At 73.4% G+C, this 20,690-nt stretch carries 18 protein-coding genes and 1 pseudogene; 11 read left to right on the top strand and 8 right to left on the bottom strand.

What is annotated here, in order from left to right; all coding sequences use genetic code 11:
- Nucleotides 1-513: an antibiotic biosynthesis monooxygenase gene (locus BMZ50_RS15200; protein WP_091326111.1), complete on the top strand. Its 513-nt coding sequence runs from the start codon at nucleotides 1-3 to the stop codon at nucleotides 511-513.
- Nucleotides 510-1,520 (top strand): substrate-binding domain-containing protein, encoded by a 1,011-nt coding sequence (locus BMZ50_RS24815; protein WP_091326109.1) that lies wholly within the window; start codon nucleotides 510-512, stop codon nucleotides 1,518-1,520. Before BMZ50_RS15200 ends, BMZ50_RS24815 begins: the two co-directional genes overlap by 4 nt.
- A 61-nt stretch (nucleotides 1,521-1,581) precedes the next feature.
- Here the strand turns inward: BMZ50_RS24815 and BMZ50_RS25165 are convergent.
- The 5 genes and pseudogenes from BMZ50_RS25165 to BMZ50_RS15170 form a co-directional block, all read right to left on the bottom strand.
- Nucleotides 1,582-1,671: pseudogene (locus tag BMZ50_RS25165) on the bottom strand (hypothetical protein); the annotation flags it as partial.
- Between the two features lie 33 nt (nucleotides 1,672-1,704).
- A complete protein-coding gene (locus BMZ50_RS15185; protein ID WP_218146274.1) occupies nucleotides 1,705-2,739 on the bottom strand; it encodes a fumarylacetoacetate hydrolase family protein in 1,035 nt (344 codons plus the stop codon).
- On the bottom strand, nucleotides 2,736-3,560 hold the full coding sequence (locus tag BMZ50_RS15180; protein ID WP_091326106.1) for a DODA-type extradiol aromatic ring-opening family dioxygenase: 825 nt from the start codon (nucleotides 3,558-3,560) through the stop codon (nucleotides 2,736-2,738). The genes BMZ50_RS15185 and BMZ50_RS15180 overlap by 4 nt, the downstream gene beginning before the upstream one ends.
- Entirely contained in the window at nucleotides 3,560-4,507 is a 948-nt protein-coding gene (locus BMZ50_RS15175; protein WP_091326104.1) for an alpha/beta fold hydrolase, read from the bottom strand. The genes BMZ50_RS15180 and BMZ50_RS15175 overlap by 1 nt, the downstream gene beginning before the upstream one ends.
- A 145-nt stretch (nucleotides 4,508-4,652) precedes the next feature.
- Nucleotides 4,653-5,741 (bottom strand): SDR family NAD(P)-dependent oxidoreductase, encoded by a 1,089-nt coding sequence (locus BMZ50_RS15170; protein ID WP_091326102.1) that lies wholly within the window; start codon nucleotides 5,739-5,741, stop codon nucleotides 4,653-4,655.
- Nucleotides 5,742-5,895: 154 nt separating this feature from the next.
- On the opposite strand from BMZ50_RS15170, the gene BMZ50_RS15165 reads away from it, so the two are divergent.
- Nucleotides 5,896-6,783, top strand: a complete 888-nt coding sequence (locus BMZ50_RS15165) for a LysR family transcriptional regulator (protein ID WP_091326100.1) — start codon at nucleotides 5,896-5,898, stop codon at nucleotides 6,781-6,783.
- Between the two features lie 232 nt (nucleotides 6,784-7,015).
- Nucleotides 7,016-7,855 (top strand): mycofactocin-coupled SDR family oxidoreductase, encoded by an 840-nt coding sequence (locus tag BMZ50_RS15160; RefSeq protein ID WP_091326099.1) that lies wholly within the window; start codon nucleotides 7,016-7,018, stop codon nucleotides 7,853-7,855.
- A 49-nt stretch (nucleotides 7,856-7,904) separates the two neighbouring features.
- Here BMZ50_RS15160 and BMZ50_RS15155 read toward each other — a convergent pair whose 3' ends face one another.
- Entirely contained in the window at nucleotides 7,905-8,687 is a 783-nt protein-coding gene (locus tag BMZ50_RS15155; RefSeq protein WP_091326097.1) for a 2-keto-4-pentenoate hydratase, read from the bottom strand.
- 288 nt (nucleotides 8,688-8,975) lie between these two features.
- On the opposite strand from BMZ50_RS15155, the gene BMZ50_RS15150 reads away from it, so the two are divergent.
- The 7 genes from BMZ50_RS15150 to BMZ50_RS15120 all read left to right on the top strand — a co-directional run bounded on the left by BMZ50_RS15150 (nucleotide 8,976) and on the right by BMZ50_RS15120 (nucleotide 15,052).
- On the top strand, nucleotides 8,976-10,463 hold the full coding sequence (locus BMZ50_RS15150) for an aromatic ring-hydroxylating oxygenase subunit alpha (protein WP_091326095.1): 1,488 nt from the start codon (nucleotides 8,976-8,978) through the stop codon (nucleotides 10,461-10,463).
- Nucleotides 10,464-10,465: 2 nt separating this feature from the next.
- Complete coding sequence (locus BMZ50_RS15145; RefSeq protein ID WP_091326093.1) at nucleotides 10,466-10,963, top strand: aromatic-ring-hydroxylating dioxygenase subunit beta; 498 nt, start codon at nucleotides 10,466-10,468, stop codon at nucleotides 10,961-10,963.
- Between the two features lie 74 nt (nucleotides 10,964-11,037).
- Nucleotides 11,038-11,880, top strand: a complete 843-nt coding sequence (locus BMZ50_RS15140) for an alpha/beta fold hydrolase (RefSeq protein ID WP_091326090.1) — start codon at nucleotides 11,038-11,040, stop codon at nucleotides 11,878-11,880.
- Entirely contained in the window at nucleotides 11,877-12,791 is a 915-nt protein-coding gene (locus tag BMZ50_RS15135) for an alpha/beta fold hydrolase (protein WP_091326087.1), read from the top strand. The genes BMZ50_RS15140 and BMZ50_RS15135 overlap by 4 nt, the downstream gene beginning before the upstream one ends.
- Nucleotides 12,792-12,819: 28 nt before the next feature.
- Nucleotides 12,820-13,776, top strand: coding sequence for a DODA-type extradiol aromatic ring-opening family dioxygenase (locus tag BMZ50_RS15130; RefSeq protein ID WP_091326085.1), 957 nt, complete (start codon nucleotides 12,820-12,822; stop codon nucleotides 13,774-13,776).
- Between the two features lie 2 nt (nucleotides 13,777-13,778).
- Complete coding sequence (locus BMZ50_RS15125; RefSeq protein WP_245753668.1) at nucleotides 13,779-14,126, top strand: bifunctional 3-phenylpropionate/cinnamic acid dioxygenase ferredoxin subunit; 348 nt, start codon at nucleotides 13,779-13,781, stop codon at nucleotides 14,124-14,126.
- Nucleotides 14,126-15,052 carry a DODA-type extradiol aromatic ring-opening family dioxygenase gene (locus tag BMZ50_RS15120; RefSeq protein ID WP_091326083.1) on the top strand — a complete coding sequence of 309 codons (927 nt, stop codon included), beginning with the start codon at nucleotides 14,126-14,128 and terminating at the stop codon, nucleotides 15,050-15,052. The genes BMZ50_RS15125 and BMZ50_RS15120 overlap by 1 nt, the downstream gene beginning before the upstream one ends.
- Nucleotides 15,053-15,179: 127 nt before the next feature.
- Here the strand turns inward: BMZ50_RS15120 and BMZ50_RS15115 are convergent, their stop codons facing one another.
- Nucleotides 15,180-16,613 carry an amidase gene (locus BMZ50_RS15115; protein WP_091326081.1) on the bottom strand — a complete coding sequence of 478 codons (1,434 nt, stop codon included), beginning with the start codon at nucleotides 16,611-16,613 and terminating at the stop codon, nucleotides 15,180-15,182.
- A gap of 475 nt (nucleotides 16,614-17,088) precedes the next feature.
- Nucleotides 17,089-20,610 (bottom strand): indolepyruvate ferredoxin oxidoreductase family protein, encoded by a 3,522-nt coding sequence (locus tag BMZ50_RS15110; protein ID WP_091326080.1) that lies wholly within the window; start codon nucleotides 20,608-20,610, stop codon nucleotides 17,089-17,091.
- Nucleotides 20,611-20,690: the final 80 nt, after the last annotated feature.

Raw genomic sequence — 20,690 nt, 5'->3', positions numbered from 1 at the left:
ATGACGACGACGACGCTGCCGGTGACGGTGGCCGCGACCCGGCGCGCGCAGCCCGCCCGCGCCGACGAGCTGCAGGCGTGGGCCGCCACGCTCTGCCAGACGGCCGCGCGGTTCCCCGGGCACCTGCGCTCCGACGTCCGGCGCCGGCGCACGGGCGACACCGCGCACGTGACGGTGTCACTCACCTTCGCCACCGCGACGGCGGCCTCGGCGTGGGAGGCCAGCCCGGAGCGGGCGGACCTGCTGGCCCGCGGGGAGCTGCTCACCGACGGGGCCCCCGTCACCGCGGCGCTGATCCCCGGCACCCCGCCGCCACCCCGCTGGCGGACGTCGCTGATCGTGTGGGCCGGGCTGTTTCCCTTCGCCCTGGTGCTCAACGCGGCCGCCGGGCCCGCGCTGGCCGCGATGCCCCTGCTCCCGAGGACGCTCCTCACCACAGCCCTGCTCGTCCCGCTGGCGGTCTACGTGGGGATCCCGCTCGTCTCCCGCCTGCTCGGGTCCCGGGCCCGATGAGCGCAGCGCCCGCGCCGGACGCGCCACTGTTCACGCTGGCCTGCCAGGCCTACGACCGCATGCAGCCACTGCGCGACGGCACCGTCGGTCTCGGCGGTGCACGGCTGAACTTCCTCGACCTCCCGGTCGAGGAGACCTTCTTCCGGATGCTGCGGTTCGCCGAGTTCGACATCGCCGAGCTGTCCCTGTCCAGCTACGTGCTGACCCTCGGCCGGGGCGCGCCGTTCGTCGCGGTGCCGGTCTTCCCGTCGCGGGCCTTCCGGCACAGCGGGATCTACGTCCGCGCCGACTCGCCGATCACGGACCCGGCGCAGCTGGAAGGCGGCACCGTCGGGGTGCCGGAGTACCAGATCACGGCCTCGGTGTGGATCCGCGGCATCCTCGCCGAGCACCACGGGCTGGACGTCGCCTCGGTGCGCTACCGCACCGGCGGGCTGGACGAGCCGGGGCGGGTGGAGAAGATCCGGCTGGACCTGCCGCCGGGCGTGGACGTCACCCCCATCGCCGCGACCGAGACGCTGTCCCAGCTGCTGCTCGACGGGAAGCTGGACGCCGTCTACAGCGCACGCAACCCCGGACCGTTCAACACGCCCGGGGGTGGGGGCATCCGGCGGCTGTTCCTCGACCCGGCCGGGACCGAGCGGGAGTACCACTCCCGCACCGGCATCTTCCCGATCATGCACACGCTGGTGATCCGCCGGGAGGTCTACGAGCAGCACCGGTGGCTGGCCGGCGAGCTGGTCAAGGCCTGCACCGCCGCCAAGACGGCCGGGCTGGCCGGGATCGGGGAGACCGCCGCCCTGACCTACGCGCTGCCGTGGCTGTGGGCCGAGGTCGAGCGCACGCGGGAGGCCCTCGGCGAGGACTGGTGGCCCTACGGCCTGGAGCCCAACCGGACCACGCTCGAGACGTTCCTGCGCTACCACCACGAGCAGGGCCTCTCGCCCCGGCGCTACGAGCCCGAGGAGCTCTTCGCCCCGGAGTCCCTCGCCGCCGTGGTCGTCTGAGCCGCTGACGCCGACAGCCGGGGGCCGCGGCCTCCCGCGCGGCGACCCGGTCGAGGGCGACGTCGACGATCATGTCCTCCTGGCCACCGACCAGCCGCCGCCGGCCGACCTCGACGAGGACGTCGCGGGTGTCCACGCCGTACTGCGCCGGGGCTGCCCGAGCCGACGATGGCGATCTTCGTGCTCACGCTCCCCCGGCGGTGAAGGTGACGCCGACCGGCCCGAGGCCGGTGACCTCGGCGGTGTAGGTGGCACCGGGGCGGACCGGCACCATCGGCCCGAGCGCGCCGGAGAGCACCACGTCGCCGGCGCGCAGCGGGTCGCCGAGGTCCCGGGCGGTGGTGGCCAGCCAGGCCAGCGCCGCGAGCGGATCGCCCAGGCAGTCCGCGCCGGTGCCCTCCGACACCTCGACGCCGTCCTCGGCCATGGACATGGCGACCGTGCGCAGGTCCCGGCCCCCCAGCGGCACCGGGGAGCTGCCGAGCACGAACAGGCCGCTGGAGGCATTGTCCGCGACGGTGTCGACGATCGAGATGTCCCAGCCGGCGACCCGGCTGTCGACGATCTCCAGCGCGGCGACCACCTCGGTGACCGCACCCCGCAGCCGGCCGGGCTCCAGGCCCGGACCGTCCAGGTCCTCGCCCAGCACCATCGCCACCTCGGTCTCGATCCGCGGCTGCAGCAGCCGGGTGACGTCCACGGTGCTGCCGTGGGGAACGGCCATGTCGTCGAAGAGCACGCCGAAGTCGGGCTGGTCGACGCCCAGCTGCGCCTGCACCTTCGGGTTGGTGAGCCCGATCTTGCGGCCGACGACCCGGCGGCCGGCGCTCAGCCGGCGGCCGGTGAGGACCCGCTGGACGGCGTACCCGGCCGCCACCTCCAGCGGCAGGACGTCGCGCACCGGCGGGCACGGGGTCCGCGTCTCCTCGGCCTGCCGGAGCCGGTCGGCCGCGGCCGCGATCGCCCCCTGGACGAGGGGGACGGCGCGCGCGAAGCGATCCATCGGGTCGATGCCGAGCGCAGCGGCCAGGTGCATGATCAGCAGCGGATGGGCCCCGCGGTCGTGCAGGGCGACCAGGTCGCCGTCGAGGACGGCGGTCAGGTCGGCGAGCGGGACGCCGGCGCGGTCCGCCGCGTCCGCGGGAGCCCGCCGCGCCTCCTCCCGGAAGTCGGGGTCGCGGGCGACCCGGCGGAGCAGCTCGTCGAGGAGGATGTTCACGGCGCGTCCTGCGGGAAGAGCCGAGCGAGGGCGATGCCGGTCGCCCAGTCGGGGACGGATGCGTAGGCGAGGACGTCGCCCGGCCCGGGCTGCGCCGCCATGACGGTGATCCAGTTGCGGATCTCCGGAGCACCGTTGCCGGCCGCGGTGACGACGTCGGCGATCTTCATCGCCACGAGGCGGTCGAGATCGCCGGCGCGGACGGCGTCGAGGAGGCCTTCGTCGAACGCCGTGTTGACCGTCCCCATGTCCGGTGTGGCAACCCAGTGCGACAGCCCCCCGGTGCCCAGGAGGACGACCCGCTCGGCGCTCGGGCGCCGGCCGACGACGTCCCGGATCAGGACGCCGAGGTCGGCGGAGCGCCACAGCGGTGGGATCGGCTCGGTGCTGGCGTTCTGCCAGACCGGCACCACCGGGATGTCCATCTCCGGGCGGATCAGGGACAGCGGGGCCATGAAGGCGTGGTCGATCCGCGGGTTGCCGGAGAAGGCCAGGTCGAACCCCGCCTCCAGGCCGTCCTCGAGCAGCTGCGCGGCGAACCCGCCGGCGAGGGGCACCTGTGCGCTGGCCACGCCCCCGTCGCCCCAGCCGGTGCAGGTCTGGCCGATGCCGACGCAGATCTGAGGGAAGGCCTCGTAGCCGAAGGAGTTCAGGTGCTCGCTGCCGATCACGACCATGAGATCGGGGGCCAGCCGGTCGATCTCCTCCCGGAGTCGGCCGAAGGCATGGTGCACCCGCTGGTGGATCGGGTCCTCCGGCCGGAACTTGCGGATCATCATCGCGGTGTGCGAGACGCCGTAGCCCGCGACGAGGACGCCCATCAGGCCGCCCCGCCCGTGGAGTCGGCCGGGCCGGCGACCGAGCGCAGGAACCGGCCGACGACGGCCAGGAACTCCTCGGGCTTCTCGTACTGCGGCCAGTGCCCGGCGTCCTCCATCAGGTACCAGGCGGCGCCGGGGATGAGCCGGCTGGCCCGCTCCCCCACCTCCCAGGGCATCGTCGGGTTCTGCCGGGTCCACAGCACCAGCGTCGGGCGGGCGATCCCGCGCAACCGGTCGGCGGTGAGCATCTCCTCCTGCCGCGGCCCGGCGGTGAAGGCCTCCACGAGCCGGCCGGCGACCGCGGCGAAGTCGGGCCGGGTGTAGATGCGGTACCGCGCCTCGACCAGCTCGTCGGTCACGACCGCGGGGTCGTGCATCAGCCACTCCAGCCGGGTGCGCACCTTCTCCCGGGTCGGCCCGTCGAGGGCCCGGCGCGTGGCGTCACCCACCTGACGGCCGACCCGTGCGGTCAGCTCGGCGCCGTCCTCGGTCAGCTGCAGCCCGGCCCCGGTCACGCTGACCAGCGAGGCGACCCGGTCGGGGTGGGTCGCGGCGAGCCAGGCGGCGACCCAGCCGCCGAGGGACTGGCCGACCAGGTGCGCGGCACGCACTCCCACGGCGTCCAGGAAGTCGAGCACGTGCTCCCCGAGTGCCTGGATCGAGTACTCGATGGGCGGCTTGTCGGTGAAGCCGTGCCCGAGCATGTCCAGGGCGTACACCCGGAAGTCCTGGGCCAGGCCGGTCACGGTGCGCACCCAGGTCTCGGCGTGCCCGCTGATGCCGTGCAGCAGGACCACCGGCTCCCCGGCTCCCGCCTCGACGCTGCGCGTGAGGTGTCCGCCGACGTCGCGGAAACGGATCTCGGCGCCCAGGAGATCGAGCCAGATGGAGCGCGCCGGGGCCTCGGGGCCGGGGCCGGCCGCCTCACGGAAGTCCTCGATCGTCATGACTGTCCTTCCTGATGAGGGCAGCGGGTGCGGACCGGCCGGCCCGGCGGGCAGCGGTCGGCCGCTGCCCGCCGCACCGGGCGGCTGCTGCAGCGGCCGGCCCCCGGGCGGCCGGCCGCTCGCCGGGATCCGGCCGGAGGTCAGCTCACTGGGTGCTGCCGCCGGCCCAGCTCTCCTGCGCGCCGAGGTTGGCCATGGCCGCGGTGTAGAGCGCGCCCTGCGCGTCGAAGGGCAGGTGCGGCACGCCGGCCCGCTCGTACTGCGGCATGGCCGCCTCGAGCCGGCCGTACATCTCCTCCATGTCGGCCGGCAGCTCGTGGTCCTGCCACGCGGCGTAGTCGCCGAAGCCGTGGTCGTAGTTCCACTCGGGCACGTAGTACAGCCGGCCGGCCGCTCCCCGACCGTCCTGGGCGGAGAGGAACAGGGTGATCGGCAGCAGGTGCTCGGCGATCGCGGGCCGCATGAAGTAGACGACGCCGATGTCGTTGAACGCGCGCGCCGTGGCGTCGAACCACGAGGCCCGGGTGTGCCCCGGCATGATCGCGTTGACTGCGACGCCGTCGCCGCGCACCTCCTCACCCAGGTAGAAGGTCAGCGCGGTGACGGCGGCCTTGGTGGCCTGGTAGGGCATCTCCACCGTCCATGGCCGCAACCCGTGGTAACCGCCGCCGGCCGCGACGTTGAGGACGCCGCTGCTGACGACGTTGATGATGCTGCCCCGCTTCTTCTCCTGCATGGGCCTGATGAACCGGCGGATGACCTTCAGGGTCCCGAAGACGTTGACGTCGAACATCACACGCCAGTCGTCGTCCGTGGTGTCCAGGGTGTTGCGGTGCCCGGTCGGGTAGAAGAGCGTCTCGGAGACCAGCGCCGCGTTGTTGATGAGGATGTCGACGGTCCCGAACCGGTCCAGGACCGCCGCCAGCGCGGCGTCGAGCTGGGCGTCGTCGGTGATGTCCATCTCGACGGCCATCCCCTGATCGGCCTCGAGCTGCTTGCGGAAGTCCTCGGCGCCGTCCCAGGTCCGGTCGGCGGCGACGACCCTCGCGCCGGCGCGCACCAGGCCCTCGGCCATGCACCGGCCGATGCCGCGGGCGCCACCGGTGACCACCGCGACCCGGCCCTCGAGCTCACCCCGCCACTCGCGGAGGGTGCGCTCCACCATCTCTCTCTGCCGGGCCGTGACGGCGGCTGCGCCCGGGGACTCGGCGCTGGTCGCCTCGTCGATCGACATGCTCGCGCTCCTCACTGCGAAGGTCGGCGCCGGCGGAGGGCGACCCGGTCCACGACCGTCGTCCTGCCGGGCGATGCGGAGCGCCACGCTATGGCGCAGATCACAGTGACGTCCATAGAATAGTTCGGATACAAGCTATGCAGATGGAGCATTGATGGAGCTACGGCAGCTGCGGTACTTCGCCGAGGTGGCGCACGTGGGCTCGTTCCTGGGCGCGGCCGAGCGGCTCGACGTGGCACAGCCGTCGCTGTGGCGCCAGGTCAAGGCGCTGGAGGCGGAGCTCGCCGTCCCCCTGTTCGAGCGCTCCGGCCGCGGCGTGGTCATCACGAGCGCGGGCTCCCAGCTGCTGCCGCGGGCCGAGCAGCTGCTCGCCCAGGCCGAGGCCATCCGGGTGCTCAGCGGCGAACTGGCGCACGGCCGGGCCGGGGTGGTGTCCATCGGCTGCGCACACCCCCACGTGCCGCGCTTCCTCGCACCGCTCATCGGCCGGTTCCACCGGACCCACCCCGGGGTGCACGTCGCCGTTCACGAGTCGCCGGGGTTGCCGCCGGTGGAGCAGGTCCTCACCGGCGACGTCGACTTCGTGACCGCGCTCCCGCGCTCCGACGAGGCGCTGGCCGGGCACCGCCTGGGCGAGGTCCAGCTGATCGTCGTCACCGCCGAGGACCACCCGTGGCGCCACCGGGCGGAGATCCCGGCGTCGGAGCTGGCGGGCGTGCCAGTGCTCATCGGCGGGCCGGGCAGCCTGACCCGGCGCCTCCTGGAGCCGGCCCTGCGCGAGGAGGGGGTGGTGCTGAACACCGCGCTCGAGACGGGCAACGCCCCCACCCTCGTCGCGATGGCCCGCGCGGGACTCGGGGTCGCCGTGCTGGCCGACGACAACCTCGCCCTGGATCCGGCGGGGACCTGGCCGGTGCTCGTGGACGAGCGCTACCCCATGACCACGCCGATCTGGCTCTACTGGGCCCGCCACCGCCCCCTCGCGCCACCGGTCCGCGCCTTCGCCCGGCACGTCCGGCACACCCACCCGCCCGAGGCCTGACGCCCGTCCCTGAACGACAGCCGGATGTCGCGAGCCCCACCCGATCTTGTGGGCAGCACCGGTCGTCTCCTACGGTGCCCGTCACCTCCGGGTCCGGCAGGCCCCGGCGGCGCCGTTTCCCCGGGCGCTCCCGCCGTCTTCTCCGCGTCCCTCTCCTGCGTCGTCGCGCGCGGCGCTCTCCGGACCCCGGAGCCACCCGCACGAGATCCCCTGTCGAGAGGAGCTGCCCGCGATGTCGAAGCTGGAAGGAAAGGTGGCCCTGGTGACGGGCGCGGCACGAGGCCAAGGGCGTTCCCACGCCGTCTCCCTGGCGAGCGAGGGGGCGGACATCATCGCGATCGACCTGTGCGCCCAGATCGACAGCGTGCCCTACCCCCTGTCCACACCGGACGACCTGGCCGAGACCGCGAAGCTGGTGGAACAGCTCGACCGGCGGATCACCACCCACCAGGTCGACATCCGCGACCTGCCGGCCCTGACCGCCGAGGTCCACGCCGCCGTCGCGCAGCTGGGCGGTCTGGACATCGTCTGCGTCAACGCCGGGATCGCCTCCATGAGCCCGATCGCCGAGATGGAGGAGGCGACGTGGCGGGACGTGATCGACGTCAACCTCACCGGCGCGTTCCACACGGTCAAGGCAGCCATCCCGCACGTCGTCCAGGGCGGCCGGGGTGGTTCGTTCATCCTGACGAGCTCCTCGACGGCCAAGCGCGCCGTCCCGAACCTCGGTCACTACGTGGTGACCAAGCACGGCATCCTGGGGTTGACCGAGACGCTGGCCATCGAGCTGGCGCCCCACGGGATCCGGGTCAACGCGGTGCTGCCGACCCAGGTCGACACGCCGATGATCCAGAACCCCTCGATCATGAAGCTGTTCATGCCCTACCTCGACGAGCCGACCCGCGCGGACGCCGAGGCGCCGGAGTCGCCCTACGTGGCGCTCAACCTCCTGCCCGTGCCGTGGATCGACCCGGTCGACGTCAGCAGGATGGTCGTGTTCCTGGCCTCCGACGACAGCCGGTACGTCACCGGTGCCGCCATGACCGTGGACGCGGGGTACGCGCTGAAGTGAGGGCATGAGGCCGGCACGGGATCCCAACCCACCCGGGATCCCGTGCCGCTCAGCCTCCGGCGAGGGTGATCGAGCCCAGTGACGTGAAGTGCGCGGCGACGCTGTGTCCCGGCTCGACGGCGACGGCGTCGGTCATCCCGCCGGTGAGGACGAGCCAGTCGGGCTGCAGCGCAAGCCCCCGGGCGCCGAGCGAGTTGGCCGCCAGGGCGAGCGCCTCGGCCGGGTGGCCCTGCACGGCGGCTCCGGCGGCCGAGTCGACGACCTGGCCGTCCACCTCCAGCCGGCAGGCCTCGAGGGAGAGGTCCAGGCCGTACGGCGAGCGGAGCACCGGGCCGGTGACGAAGGCGGCCGACGACGCGTTGTCCGCGACGACGTCGGGCAGGGTGAACCGGAAGTCGCGGTAGCGGGAGTCGATGATCTCCATCCCCGCGTACACCGCGTCCACCGCCCGCAGCGCCACGGCCGCCGTCACGCCCGGGCCGCGCAGCTCCCGGCCGAGGACGAACACGATCTCCGGCTCGGCTCGGGGGTGGATGAACCGCTCCCGGGGCACGGGCACGCCGGCCGGCAGGACCATCGCGTCGGTGAGCCACGCGGTCAGCGGGGACGCGATCCCCATCCGCGCCTGCTTCGCCCGCGAGGTCAGCCCCAGCTTCACCCCCACCAGCCGCTCGCCGCGTTCCAGTCTCCGGCGCAGCACCTCGTCCTGGACGGCGTAGGCGCTCTCGAGGTCGAGGTCCGGCCACTCCTCGGTGATCGGCCCGCGCTCGCGCCGCGTGTCCTCGCAGGACAGCAGTTCGGCAGCGGCCCGGTCCACTGTCCACGCGGTCACCGCGGGCCCTCGGCGGAGGAGGGCAACCGCGTCCTGCCGCGGTGACGAACGGGGTCGGGGACGGCCATGAACGCTCCTGGTGGTCGGGCGGATCCGGGCTGGTTCCAGGGCAGCCCCTCGACCGCGTCAACGCAGATCAATGCGCGTCGTGAATAGCTGCAATCCGAACTATTCTATGGACACCACTGTGATGCACGCCATAGCGTCCTGCTCCCACACGCCACGCCGAGCGCTCCGCGGCCGCCGCGGCCGCCGTCCGGCGAGATCCGTTCGAAGGGAGCTGGGGCCATGTCGACCGTCGAGGGCACCGGCACGGACACACCGGACGCCGGCCTACCGACCGCCACGCGGTGGCAGGATCCCGGCGCGCAGCCGGCCGCATCGGGCAGCGCGCCGCCGCGGCCCCGGGCGGGGACCTCCGCGCGGACCGTCGACGCGCTGCGGGAGATCGTCGACTGGGAGCACGGGCTGGTCGCACCCGCCATCCACTTCGACGAGGAGGTCTACCGCGTCGAGGCCGAGCGGGTCTTCGACCGCGCCTGGCTGGTGGTCGGCCACGAGGACATGGTCCGCAAGCCCGGTGACTACATCACCAACTACATGGGCGAGGTGCCCGTCATCGTCGTCCGGGACGCCCAGGGCGAGATCCGCGTCCTCGTGAACAAGTGCTCGCACCGCGGCAACCAGGTCTGCCTCTTCGACCGCGGCAACGTGAAGGGGTTCACCTGCTCGTACCACGGCTGGAGCTTCGGTCTCGACGGCGCGCTCACCGGGGCGCCGATGGAGCAGATGCTCTACCGGGGAGAGCTGGACAAGGCGGCCTGGGGACTCGAGCCGGTCGCGCAGGTCGTCAACTTCCACGGGCTGCTGTTCGCGACCTTCGACCGCTCGGCCCCCGCCTTCGAGAGCTGGCTGGATGCGGACGCGCGCTGGTGGCTGGAGAACTTCGTGCTCTCCACCCCGCTCGGCGGGCTGGAGATGCTGCCGGGCTGGCACCGGTACCGCTCCCCCGGCAACTGGAAGCTCGTCTGCGAGAACTTCATCGGCGACGACTACCACGTGTACTCCGCGACCCACGTCTCCTGGCTGGCCATGATCCAGGACTTCATGGAGCAGGGGGTCCGGATCCCGATCATCACCTACCCCGGGACCACGGACGGGCCGATGTACGAGGGCAGCGCCGGTGGCAACGGCCGAGGCGCGCCCATGGGCATGGGCATGGTCGTGGCCGACAACGACTCGCTGTTCAAGCGGGACCTCGCCGAGGCCCAGGAGCTGGGCCCCGAGGCGGTCGACTGGGTGGAGTACCGGAGGGAGAAGCTCCTCGAGCTCGCCCAGGGTCGACCGGTCAAGCCGTACAGCTTCATGAACGGGCTGGTCTACCCCAACATGGCGCTGATGGGCTTCTTCTCGCCCATGCTCGGCCGCCACTTCCAGATGTTCCACCCGCGCGGGCCGGTCGAGCACGAGTGCTGGCAGTGGACCATGGTCGAGCGCGACGCACCCCAGGTGGTCAAGGACCTCGCGGTGCAGCGGGTCTACCAGGGTCAGCACGGGGCCGGCGTGATCGCCCCCGACGACGTCGAGAACTTCGAGCGGATGGTCGAGGCCGGCAAGCCGGCGCGGAGCTGGCGGCGCCCGTTCCACTACGGCCTGCAGCTCGGCCACGAGGACGAGGGCCCCAAGGGCCTCCCCGGGAACCTCGGCCCCAACCCCAGCGAGGTCAACCAGCGCCAGTTCTACCGGTTCTGGCTCGAGATGATGGAGCGGAGCTGACGATGACGACATCGGTGAACTGGGAGCTCAAGCGCGAGGTCGAGGACTTCCTGTACCGGGAGGCGCACATCCTCGACGAGCACCGCCTCGAGGACTGGCTGGACCTCTTCACCGAGGACGCCGAGTACCTCGTCCCCCTGCGGGAGTACGTCCAGGGGGACGTGGCGCCGGCGGGCCACCCCGTCATCAAGGACGACAAGCAGATGCTGACGGTCCGGGTCCGCAAGGACGCCACCGGGTACTCGCACGTGGAGACCCCGGTGTCGATGACCTGCCACCTCATCAGCAACGTCGTGGTGGACGAGGGGCCCGAGCCCGACGAGGTCGAAGTGCTCAGCGCCTTCACCGTCCGCCAGGCCCGCAAGCTCCGCGACGAGGCGTGGTGGGCCGGCCGGCGCCGGGACCGGCTGCGCCGGGTCGACGGCGGCTGGAAGATCGCGCGGCGCGAGGTCCACCTCGACGCCACGGTCCTGCCCCGCGGCATCGCCATCTTCTTCTGATGCCGGTACGTGCACCGCCGGCCCCCGCACGGGGGCCGGCGGTGCGCCCGGCGGCTGCACGAGAGAGGACACGCATGACGCAGGTCGTGGCGACGCTGAGCGAGGAGGGCACGAGCCACTCCGTCCAGGCCGGGCCCTACCGCGTCCACTACCACGAGGCGGGGCAGGGCCCGGCCGTGATCATGCTGCACGGCGGCGGCCCCGGGGCCACCGCGTGGTCCAACTTCAGCGGCAACCTCGGGCCCTTCGCGGAGCAGCACCGCACCCTGCTGGTGGACATGCTGGGGTTCGGCGGGTCCGAGTCGGTGGTCTTCGACGCCGAACCGGCCACGACGGTCCGGGCCCGGGCGCTCCGTGACCTGATGGACGCCCTCGGCATCGAGCGCGCCAGCTTCGTCGGCAACTCCATGGGCGGCACGACGGCCATGGCCTTCGCCGTCGACCACCCCGAGCGGACCGAGCGGCTCGTCCTCGTCGGCGCAGCGGGGATGACGCGCACCGTGGTCGTGCCGCAGCCGACCGAGGGGCACCGGCGGCTGGCCGAGGCGGGCGCGAACCCGAGCGTCGAGACCATGCAAGCGCTGGTGGACACCATGCTGTTCGACCCCGCCCTGCTGCCGCGGGAGGCGCTGGAGGAACGAGTGCGGGCGGCGCGCAACGAGTCCCACCGGGACGCCGCGGCGCGCTCCACGGCGCCGTGGCGGGACCAGACCGACGAGTTCTCCCGGATCCGGGCGAGGACGCTCATCGTGTGGGGCCGGGAGGACCGGGTGAACCCCCTGGAGATCGCTCTGCAGCTGCTGCGCGACATCCCGGACTCCCGCCTGCACGTCTTCCGCCGCTGCGGGCACTGGGCGCAGATCGAGCACGCGGCAGAGTTCAACCGGGTCGCCCTGGACTTCCTGGCGGCGGCATGACCGCGGCCGCCAGCGTCGCCGAGGGCACGCCGTTCCGCTCCCGGTCCGTCGTGGTGCCCCAGGTGCGGGCGCTGAGCGAGACGGTCCACGGCGTCCGGACGCACTACGTCGAGGCGGGTGAGGGCGACCCCGTCGTGCTGGTGCACGGCGGCGGCCCGGGGGCGTCGGGGGCCAGCGGCTGGGCGCGGGTCCTGCCCCTGCTGGCGCGGCACTTCCGCGTGCTGGCCGTCGATCTGATCGGTTCCGGTCACACCGACAAGCCGCTGATCGACTACTCGTTCCAGACTCTCGTCGAGCACCTCGCCGGGTTCGTCGACGTCCTCGGCCTCCGGCAGGTGCGCCTCGTCGGCAACTCGCAGGGCGCCTACGTGACGGTGAAGTACGCACTCGACCACCCGGCCCGCGTCGAGCAGGTCGGGACGATCGGCACGGCCACCCTCGCCTCAGCGGTCGGCCTGCGCGATGACGGGCGCGCGGTGCCGCTGCCCCGGTTCGACGGCTCCCGGGCGTCCCTGGTCGCGTTCCTCGAGACGATCGTCAACGACCCCGCGCAGCTCACCGAGGAACTCGTCGAGGCCCGGTTCGCGGTGGCATCGCTGCCCGGGCACCGGGAGATGCTCGATTCGCTGTGGCACTACCGCACGCTCCTCACCGAGGACGCCGACCAGCAGCAGGTGTTCGAGGTCGGTCCGCGCCTGGCCAAGCTCACCGTCCCCTGGTCGATCATCTGGGGCGCCGACGACCGCACCGCCCCGCTGGGCTCGCTCGGTGCCGGCATGCGCGAGCGCTATCCGCAGGTGCCCTTCTCCGTGGTGGACGGCGCCGGCCACCAGGCGCAGACGGACCAGCCGCAGCAGGTCTACGAGCTCCTCAGGACCCTGTTCGGGCGGGCGCCCGCGCGGGCCGCCTGAGCGGAGTCGACCACCGGGAGGAAGTGCAGTGGGCAGCATCGTCGCCGGCCTCGCGTCGTCGCACGCGTTCGCGTTCATGGAACCTCAGCGGTGGGACGACTTCCGGGAGCGGAACCGCCAGATACTGCACCGGCGCAGCGGGGTGCTGCCGCCGGTGCAGGACGGCGTGCACGACGAGACCCTGGCCATGAACCGGGAGGGGTACGCGCGCATCCGCGGTGGACTGGACCGCCTGCGCACCGTGCTGGCCGATCGTCGGCCGGACGTCCTGGTCGTCATCGGCGACGACCAGGACGAGAACTTCAGCACCGCCAACGTCCCGCAACTGGCCGTCCACGTCGGCACCTCGTTCACACTGGCCAACCCGCTGGCGACCAGCGAGGTGCCGTACCCGGTCCACCGCGAGCTCGCGACGGCGCTCCTCGAGCAGGGCGTGCGCGAGGGGTTCGACATCGCGTCCCTCGGCTCGTTCGAGAACGACGAGCTGCGCTCCCACGCCCACGCGCAGGTGCTGGCGGACCTGCTGCCCCGCGCCGACCTCCCGGTCGTGCTGGTGTTCCTCAACGCGGTCCACCACCCGGCGGTCGAGCCGTGGCGGTGCGAGCAGTTCGGACAGCTGCTGGCCCGCGTCGTGCGCGCACGGCCGGCCGGCGAGCGGGTGGCGGTCTACGCCTCCGGCGGCTGGTCGCACTTCACCGCCGGGTATCCCTGGGCCGCCTATCGGGGCCCGCGGACGCACGGGGCCATCGACACGGACTTCGACCGGGTCGTCCTGGACCTGGTCGAACGCGGTGAGGGGCACACGCTCGCCCGGCTGACCGACGCCGACCTGCTGGAGCACGGCGAGATCGAGCTGCGTGCGTGGATCGCCCTGCTGGGTGCCCTCGGAGCAGAACCCGCCGCCTTCGTCGAGTACCAGCCCTTCTACCGAGCGATGATGGGGATGGCAGTCGCCGCGTGGACGCCTGAACCGGTGAGGAGTTGACGGTGTCCGCGGTGTCGTCGATGACCCAGGTGTACGTGTGCGGGGTGGAGGACGTCCCCGTCGGGGAGGGCCTCCGGGTCGAGTCGGACGAGCTGCCCGAGCCGGTGGCGGTGTTCAACGACGAGGGCCGGTTCTACGCGCTGAGCGACACCTGCAGCCACGCCACGGCGTCGCTGGCCGAGGGCGAGGTGAAGGACTGCCAGGTCGAGTGCCCGCTGCACTGGGCCCGGTTCGACCTCGAGACCGGCAGGGCCCGCTCCCTCCCCGCCCTCCTCCCGGTCCGGGCCTACCCGGTCACCGTCCTCGACGGGCGGGTGTACGTGACGGTGCCCGGCGGAGGAGCGAGCTGATGCTCGTCCTGGGACTGGCCTCGTCGCACGCCCCCGCGATGCTCCTGCCGGTCGAGCACTGGCCGGCCGCCTACCGGATGGTGGCCGGCGACGTCCCCCAGCCCCGGACCGCCGACGCCGAGACCCCGCAGACCAACGCAGTCGCCCGGCAGCGGATCGACGCAGGCTTCACCGCGCTGCGCGAGGCGCTGGCCGCGGCACGCCCCGACGTCCTGGTGATCGTCGGGGACGACCAGGAGGAGGTCTTCGGCCCGGCGTTCAACCCGACCCTCGCCGTCTTCTGCGGCGCCGAGGTGTCGGGCAGCACCCTGCCCCGCTTCCGCGACCGGCCCGGCCTCGACCAACGGGTACAGCTGAAGTGCGCCGGCGAGCTCGGGGCCCACGTCGCCGCCGAGCTCACGCGGCGCGGCTTCGACCCCGCGGTCATGACCGAGCTCCGGCCGCTCAGCCGCCCCGAGGGCATCGGGCACGCGTTCACCCGCCCGGCGCACGTCCTGGGCGTGGCCGAGGCAGGGATCCCGGTGGTGCCGATCTTCCTCAACGCCTACCACGACCCGCTTCCGTCGGCGCGACGCTGCTACGACCTGGGCGCGGCCCTCCGGGAGATCGCCGAGGGCAGGCCGGAGCGGATCGCGATCCTGGGATCGGGCGGGCTGTCGCACGACCCGCTGGGGCCGCGGGCCGGCTGGATCGACCAGCGGCTGGACACCTGGGTGCTGAGCCGGATCGCGGAAGGCCGCGGAGAGGAACTGACCAGGCTGTTCGAGTTCGACTCCGACACGCTCCGGGGCGGCAGCGGCGAGATCCGCTCCTGGATCACGGTGGCGGGCGCCTTCCCCGGTCTGCCCGCTCAGGTCGTCGACTACCTCCCCCTCCACCACGCGGTGACCGGGCTCGGGTTCGCCTGCTGGCAGCCCGGGAGGTAGCCGGCTCTCCGCCGACCGGGCGCTCGGTGCGCCGTCACCGTCTCTCCCGTCGTCCGGAGTGATCGACACGGCTGTCCGCCCCCGGGGCATGGGGCCGGGTCCCGATGCCCCGGGGCCGGACCGGTCGTCAGTGCACCGGGTCGATGGGCGTGAGCACCCCCACCTCGTGCTCGATCACTTCGGCGGCCTCCAGACACAGCAGCTCCTGGAAGCGGTCCCCCAGGACCTGGACACCCACCGGGAGTCCCCCGGTCGTCCCGCCGGCGACGACGGCTGCGGGCAGGCCGAGCAGGTTGGCGGGCATGACGGGACGGAGCAGCCGCATGGTCGCCGCCGCGGTGTCCGCGTTCTCGATGTCGAAGCCGTGCTTGAACGCCGGCTGGGTCCAGACCGGGGAGAGCACCAGCGGATACCGGGCCAGGAACTCCGCCCACAGCCGGGCGATCGTGCGCCGCTGGACGAAGGTCTGGACGAGCGTCTCGACGGTCTGCTCCGGATACAGCGGCTCGATGAGATCGAGGAACCGCATGCCGTCGGGGCCCATGAACTGCTGGAGCACCGGGCGCAGCGCGCGGACGTCGGTGAACAGCCACCGCCCCCAGACGTCCAGGGCCTCCTCGTACATCGGCGGGACGACCTCCTCGACCTCGTAACCGGCCGCCTGGAGCGTGTCCCCGGCCCGCCGTACGACGTCCTCGACACCCGGATCGGTGTCCCCGCCGGGTGGCGTGGCGATCAGGGCGACCCGGAGCGGTCCCTCCGGACGCGGCAGGTCCAGCGGCACGGGGACCGTGGTCGCGTCCCGGACGTGCGGGCCGGCGATGACGGACAGGCCGAGCCGCACGTCGGCCACGGTGCGCGCCATCACCCCGTTGACCTGCATCAGCTGCACGCTCAGGCCGGCGTCGAAGGGCTCGTTGGCGTGCGCCTCGGGAACCCGCCCGGTGGTCGGTTTGATCGAGGCGATCCCGCAGGCGTGCGCGGGGTTGCGCAACGAGCCGCCGATGTCGTTGCCGATGCCGAGCGGGGTCATCCCCGCCGCCAGCGCTGCCGCGTCCCCGCCGCTGGAACCGCCGGAGGTGACCGAGGAGTCCCACGGGTTGCGGGTGAGGCCGTGCAGGCTCGAGTCGGTGTGGATGCGCAGCGCGAAGTCGGGCATGTTGGTCCGGCCGATCGGGATCGCGCCGGCCGCCCGGAGCCGCTCCACCAGCGGAGCGTCCTGCGCCGCCACCGCATCGGCGAGGGCGGGGATGCCGTCCGTCGTCGGGGTACCGGCGACGTCGACGTTCTCCTTGATCGTGCACGGGACGCCGTGCAGCGGGCCCAGCGGACGTCCCTCCGCGACCGCACGGTCGGCCTCCCGCGCCGCGGCCCGCGCCTCGTCCCGGAGGACGCGGACGACGGCGTTCACATGCGGGTTGACGGCGTCGATCCGCTCCAGATGGGCGTCCACGACCTCGAGGGAGGTCACCGCCCCCTTCGCGATCAGCTCGGCCAGCTCGGACGCTCCGCGCCTCCACAGGGGAACGGTCGCGCCGGCCGGGTCAGGAGTCGTGGTCATCGAGTGTGTTCTCCAGTCAGGGAGTGCTGAGCAGGTCGTCCGGCAGGGGCATGCCGGGGCAGAGTCGGATCGAGCCGCGGGAGCGCCGCTACCGCGGCGGAGCGGGCGGAGGCGCCTGCTGCCGCACGAACGAGGACGTGCCGATCCGCCGCCCCGGGGGCGCCCGCGCCCCCTGCCCCGGATCGGCACGGAGCCGTCGGCACCGGCGGGCCGGCGGATCGAGCGGCACCACTACTCGCTGATCCGGGGAGCGCGTGCGCCGCACGGAAGAGCGCGCGCCGCCTGCTGCATCGCACCCCCGCCACGCCCGCTGTGTGAGGTGGCCCATCCAGCCACGGAGCTGCGGGCGACGTCAAGATCGACGGCCGTCCGACCTGGTGGACGCCGGTGACCGGCCCGATCGTGCTGCAGCGGGTGGCGGGTGCCGCGCCGGGACGCCGAGCGCGCCCGGCGATCGCCCTCCGCCGCCGGGCGTTCAGTCCTGAGCCGGCAGCAGGCGCAGCACCTCGTCGCCCAGCGGCACCCCCAGCTCCGCGCGGTGCTGCCGGTATCGCTCGACGCTGGCGAGCTTGACGCCCTCGTAGCCCCTGACCAGCTCGGCCGCCTCCGCGACGGCGACCGCCGTGTCGTAGGAGTCGGCATCCAGCTGGGCGGCCAGACGGTCGATCGTCCCGGTGTACTCCGCGGCGAGCGCTCGCTCGATCCGGCGGATCCGCGCGAACCCGAACGGGTCCAGCGGCGTGCCCCGCAGCCGCTTCGCGCGCGCGAGCACCCGCAGCGCGGGCCGGAACGCCGGGCCGAGCGCGATCTTCCGGTCGAGCCCGGCCGAGCGCAGCGCGGGCGGGTGCAGCCGGTAGGTGAGCGACGTCGCCCCGGGCACCTGGGCCAGCGCCTCCTGCTCGAGACCGCGATCGGTGAGGAGCCGAGCCACCTCGTACTCGTCCTTGTAGGCGCCCAGGCGGTGAGCGCCACGCGCCACCGCCTCGCTGAACGCGGTCCGGTCCCCCACCCGGCGCTCGGCCAGCGCGGCCCGCTCGACGAGCTCGGCGTACCGATGCCCGGCGCGCGGCCCGGAGTGGTCCGCCATCCCGGCGGCGCGGATCGCGGTGAGCCGCCGGGTCTCCTCCGCCAGCGCGCGTCCCTCGACGAAGGCGCTGCCGTCCGGCAGCGGGCGGGTGCGGGCCGCCGGGCGGGTCGCCGCCGCGAAGGCGGCGGGGTCGGCGACGCTGACCCGGCCCCAGCGGAAGGCAGCCAGGTTGAGCGCCACGGCCACGCCGTTGAGCTCGATCGCCTTCTCCAGCGACGCGGCGGACATCGGCAGCGCACCGGCCTGGAACGCCGCCCCGACCAGCAGCAGGTTGGCGACCTCCGTGGACCCGAACAGCGCCTCGGCGGCGGCGAGCGCGTCGAGGCTCTCGGTCCGTCGGGCGCCCCCGGACAGGCGGGCCAGCATCGCGCCTTCGTCGGGGTAGCGGACGCTGGGGTCGTACACCATCTCGCCGGTCGGGGTGCGGCTGGTCGAGGCCACGACCGTCGTGCGGTCCGGGGCGGCGAGCGGCAGGTACCTGGCGTCGCTGCCGACCATCAGGTCGAAGGCGAGCACGACGTCGGCGGAGCCGGCGCTGACCCGGTTGGCCGGGGCGGCGGCGTCCTCGCGGGTGAGACGCAGGTGCGACGTGACCGGCCCCGCCTTCTGGGACAGGCCGGTCTGGTCCAGCCCGACGCTGCGCAGGCCCTCGTGCAGCGCGGCCGTGGCCAGGATCGCGTTGACCGTCACGATCCCGGTGCCGCCGATCCCGGCGAGGAACACCTCGAAGGTCGGGCTGGGCTGCGGGAGCTGCGGATCGGGGACGGCGGGAGCGGCCGGCGGGGTGCGCCGGGCCGCGGCCGCCGACCGGGGCAGCTCGACGGTGAGGAAGGAGGGGCAGTCCCCGTCCAGGCAGCTGTAGTCGGTGTTGCACGAGGTCTGATCGATCCTGGTCTTGCGGCCGAACTCGGTCTCCACCGGCTGCACGGACAGGCAGTTGCTCTTCACCCCGCAGTCGCCGCAGCCCTCGCAGACCGCCTCGTTGATCACCACCCGTGTCGTGCGTGCCGGCAGCTGGCCGCGCTTGCGCAACCGGCGGGCCTCGGCCGCGCACTGCTGGTCGTAGATGAGGACGGTCACCCCGGGGACGTCCCGCAGCAGCCGCTGCGCCTCGTCGAGGCGGTCGCGGTCCCAGACCAGCGTGCCGGGCGCGAACCGCGCCTGCCGCCCGTACCGGCGGGGGTCCTCGGCGCAGACGATGATCTTCTCGACCCCCTCGGCGTGCAGCTTGCGGGTGAGCGCGGGCACCTCGAGCGCGCCCTGCGCGTGCTGCGCTCCCGTCATCGCCACGACCTGGTTGAACAGGATCTTGTAGGTGATGTTCACCCCGGCGGCGACGCACGCCTGCACGGCCAGCTGGCCGGAGTGGAAGTAGGTGCCGTCGCCGATGTTCTGGAAGATGTGCGGGACGTCGGTGAACGGCGCCTGCCCGATCCACTGCGCGCCCTCACCGCCCATCTGGGTCAGCCCCGTCACCTGTGACGTCTCGCGCGGGGCGAGGGTCACCATGGTGTGGCACCCGATCCCGCCGCCCCCGATCGAGCCCTCGGGCAGCACCGTGGACCGGTTGTGCGGACAGCCGCTGCAGAAGTACGGGGCCCGCTGCACCGGGGTGATCGACAGCGTCAGCGGCCGGCGGGGCGCCCGCGGAGCAGCGAGCTCCAGGCCGTGGAGGAGGCTCCGCAGCGCGCCCGTCAGGCGGTCGGCCGTGACGGCGCCCCCGGCCGGGATGAGCACCTCGCCGTCCCGCCCCCGCTTGCCCAGCACCCGGGGTGCCCGCGCCGTGCCGTACAGCAGATCCCGGACCTGGGTCTCGATGAACGGCGCCTTCTCCTCCACCACCAGGAGCTCGTCCAGGCCCCGCGCGAAGTGGCGCAACGTGGCACCGCCCAGGGGATAGGGCATGCCGATCCGCAGCAGGCGGATCCCGGTCCGGTGCAGCGCGGCGTCGTCCAGCCCGAGGTCCAGCAGCGCCTGCCGCACCGCGTCGAACTGCGCACCCGGTGCGGCGATGCCGAGCCACGCCCGCGCCGGGTCCACCTCGACGACGTCGAGCGGGTTGGCCGCGGCGTAGGCCTCCACCATGGACCACCGCGGTCCGACGAGGTCCTCCTCGGCGAGCAGGCTGTCCGCCGGCGCGGCCATCACCCGCTGCCGGTAGGCCCACGGGCGCCCCTGCCACTCGAGCGCGGGGACGGTGATCTGCAGAGCGCCGAAGTCCTCGTCCACGGTGAACAGGCCGTCGGCGACGTCCGCGACGATCCTCAGGGCGACCCAGCAGCCCGAGGCCCGCGACAGGGCGACGCCGTGGAGACCGAGGGTGACGATCTCCGCCGCACTGCGCGGGTAGAGCACGGGGATGCCCAGGGCGGCCAGGGTCCGCTCGCTGACGTAGGGCACCGTCGAGGACTTCGCTCCCGGGTCGTCGCCGGTCAGCACGAGGGCGCCGCCGCGCGGGTGAGCGCCGTAGAGCGATGCGTGCCGGAGCACGTCGCCACTGCGGTCCAGGCCGGGGCCCTTGCCGTACCAGACCCCGACGACGCCGTCGTGGGTGCGGCGGCCCTGGGGCGGCTCGAGCTGGCTGCCCCACACCGCCGTCGCGCCGAGCTCCTCGTTGAGCCCCGGCACCAGGTGCACCCCGTGCTCCTCCCGGAGCGCGGGTACGCCCATGAGGGTCTTGTCGAGGCCCGCCAGCGGGCTGCCCGGGTAGCCCGACACGAGACTGGCCGTGCGCCATCCGGCACGCGCGTCTCGCGCGTGCTGCTCCACCAGCAGGCGCGCGACCGCCTGCACCCCGGTCAGCAGCACCGGACGCGCCCCGGGGCGGTACCGGTCCGCCAGGGTGTAGCCCCCCGCGTCGGTGTGGGCCGTACCGGACGGGTCGGTGGGGCGCGGCAGGGTCTCGGTCATGCGGGTCCTCCCAGTGGTCCAGGTCACGTGCACGTTGACCGGACCTGCGCAAAGCCGTCAAGATCCTTTTGAACTGCCTG

The sequence above is a fragment of the Geodermatophilus ruber genome (assembly GCF_900114385.1).
In the GTDB taxonomy this organism is placed as follows: Bacteria; Actinomycetota; Actinomycetes; order Mycobacteriales; family Geodermatophilaceae; genus Geodermatophilus; species Geodermatophilus ruber.
The sequence above is the reverse complement of the archived record's forward strand: the minus strand, read 5'-3'. Positions and strand labels throughout refer to the sequence as shown.

Bases quoted from the DNA above. Each gene is read 5' to 3' on its own strand.
- BMZ50_RS24815 (WP_091326109.1), top strand. From the start codon at position 510: ATGAGCGCAGCGCCCGCGCCGGACGCGCCACTGTTCACGCTGGCCTGC.
- BMZ50_RS15140 (WP_091326090.1), top strand. From the start codon at position 11,038: ATGACGCAGGTCGTGGCGACGCTGAGCGAGGAGGGCACGAGCCACTCC.
- BMZ50_RS15110 (WP_091326080.1), bottom strand. From the start codon at position 20,610: ATGACCGAGACCCTGCCGCGCCCCACCGACCCGTCCGGTACGGCCCAC.
- BMZ50_RS15135 (WP_091326087.1), top strand. From the start codon at position 11,877: ATGACCGCGGCCGCCAGCGTCGCCGAGGGCACGCCGTTCCGCTCCCGG.
- BMZ50_RS15165 (WP_091326100.1), top strand. From the start codon at position 5,896: ATGGAGCTACGGCAGCTGCGGTACTTCGCCGAGGTGGCGCACGTGGGC.
- BMZ50_RS15170 (WP_091326102.1), bottom strand. From the start codon at position 5,741: ATGTCGATCGACGAGGCGACCAGCGCCGAGTCCCCGGGCGCAGCCGCC.
- BMZ50_RS15180 (WP_091326106.1), bottom strand. From the start codon at position 3,560: ATGGGCGTCCTCGTCGCGGGCTACGGCGTCTCGCACACCGCGATGATG.
- BMZ50_RS15150 (WP_091326095.1), top strand. From the start codon at position 8,976: ATGTCGACCGTCGAGGGCACCGGCACGGACACACCGGACGCCGGCCTA.
- BMZ50_RS15115 (WP_091326081.1), bottom strand. From the start codon at position 16,613: ATGACCACGACTCCTGACCCGGCCGGCGCGACCGTTCCCCTGTGGAGG.
- BMZ50_RS15160 (WP_091326099.1), top strand. From the start codon at position 7,016: ATGTCGAAGCTGGAAGGAAAGGTGGCCCTGGTGACGGGCGCGGCACGA.
- BMZ50_RS15145 (WP_091326093.1), top strand. From the start codon at position 10,466: ATGACGACATCGGTGAACTGGGAGCTCAAGCGCGAGGTCGAGGACTTC.
- BMZ50_RS15200 (WP_091326111.1), top strand. From the start codon at position 1: ATGACGACGACGACGCTGCCGGTGACGGTGGCCGCGACCCGGCGCGCG.
- BMZ50_RS15175 (WP_091326104.1), bottom strand. From the start codon at position 4,507: ATGACGATCGAGGACTTCCGTGAGGCGGCCGGCCCCGGCCCCGAGGCC.
- BMZ50_RS15120 (WP_091326083.1), top strand. From the start codon at position 14,126: ATGCTCGTCCTGGGACTGGCCTCGTCGCACGCCCCCGCGATGCTCCTG.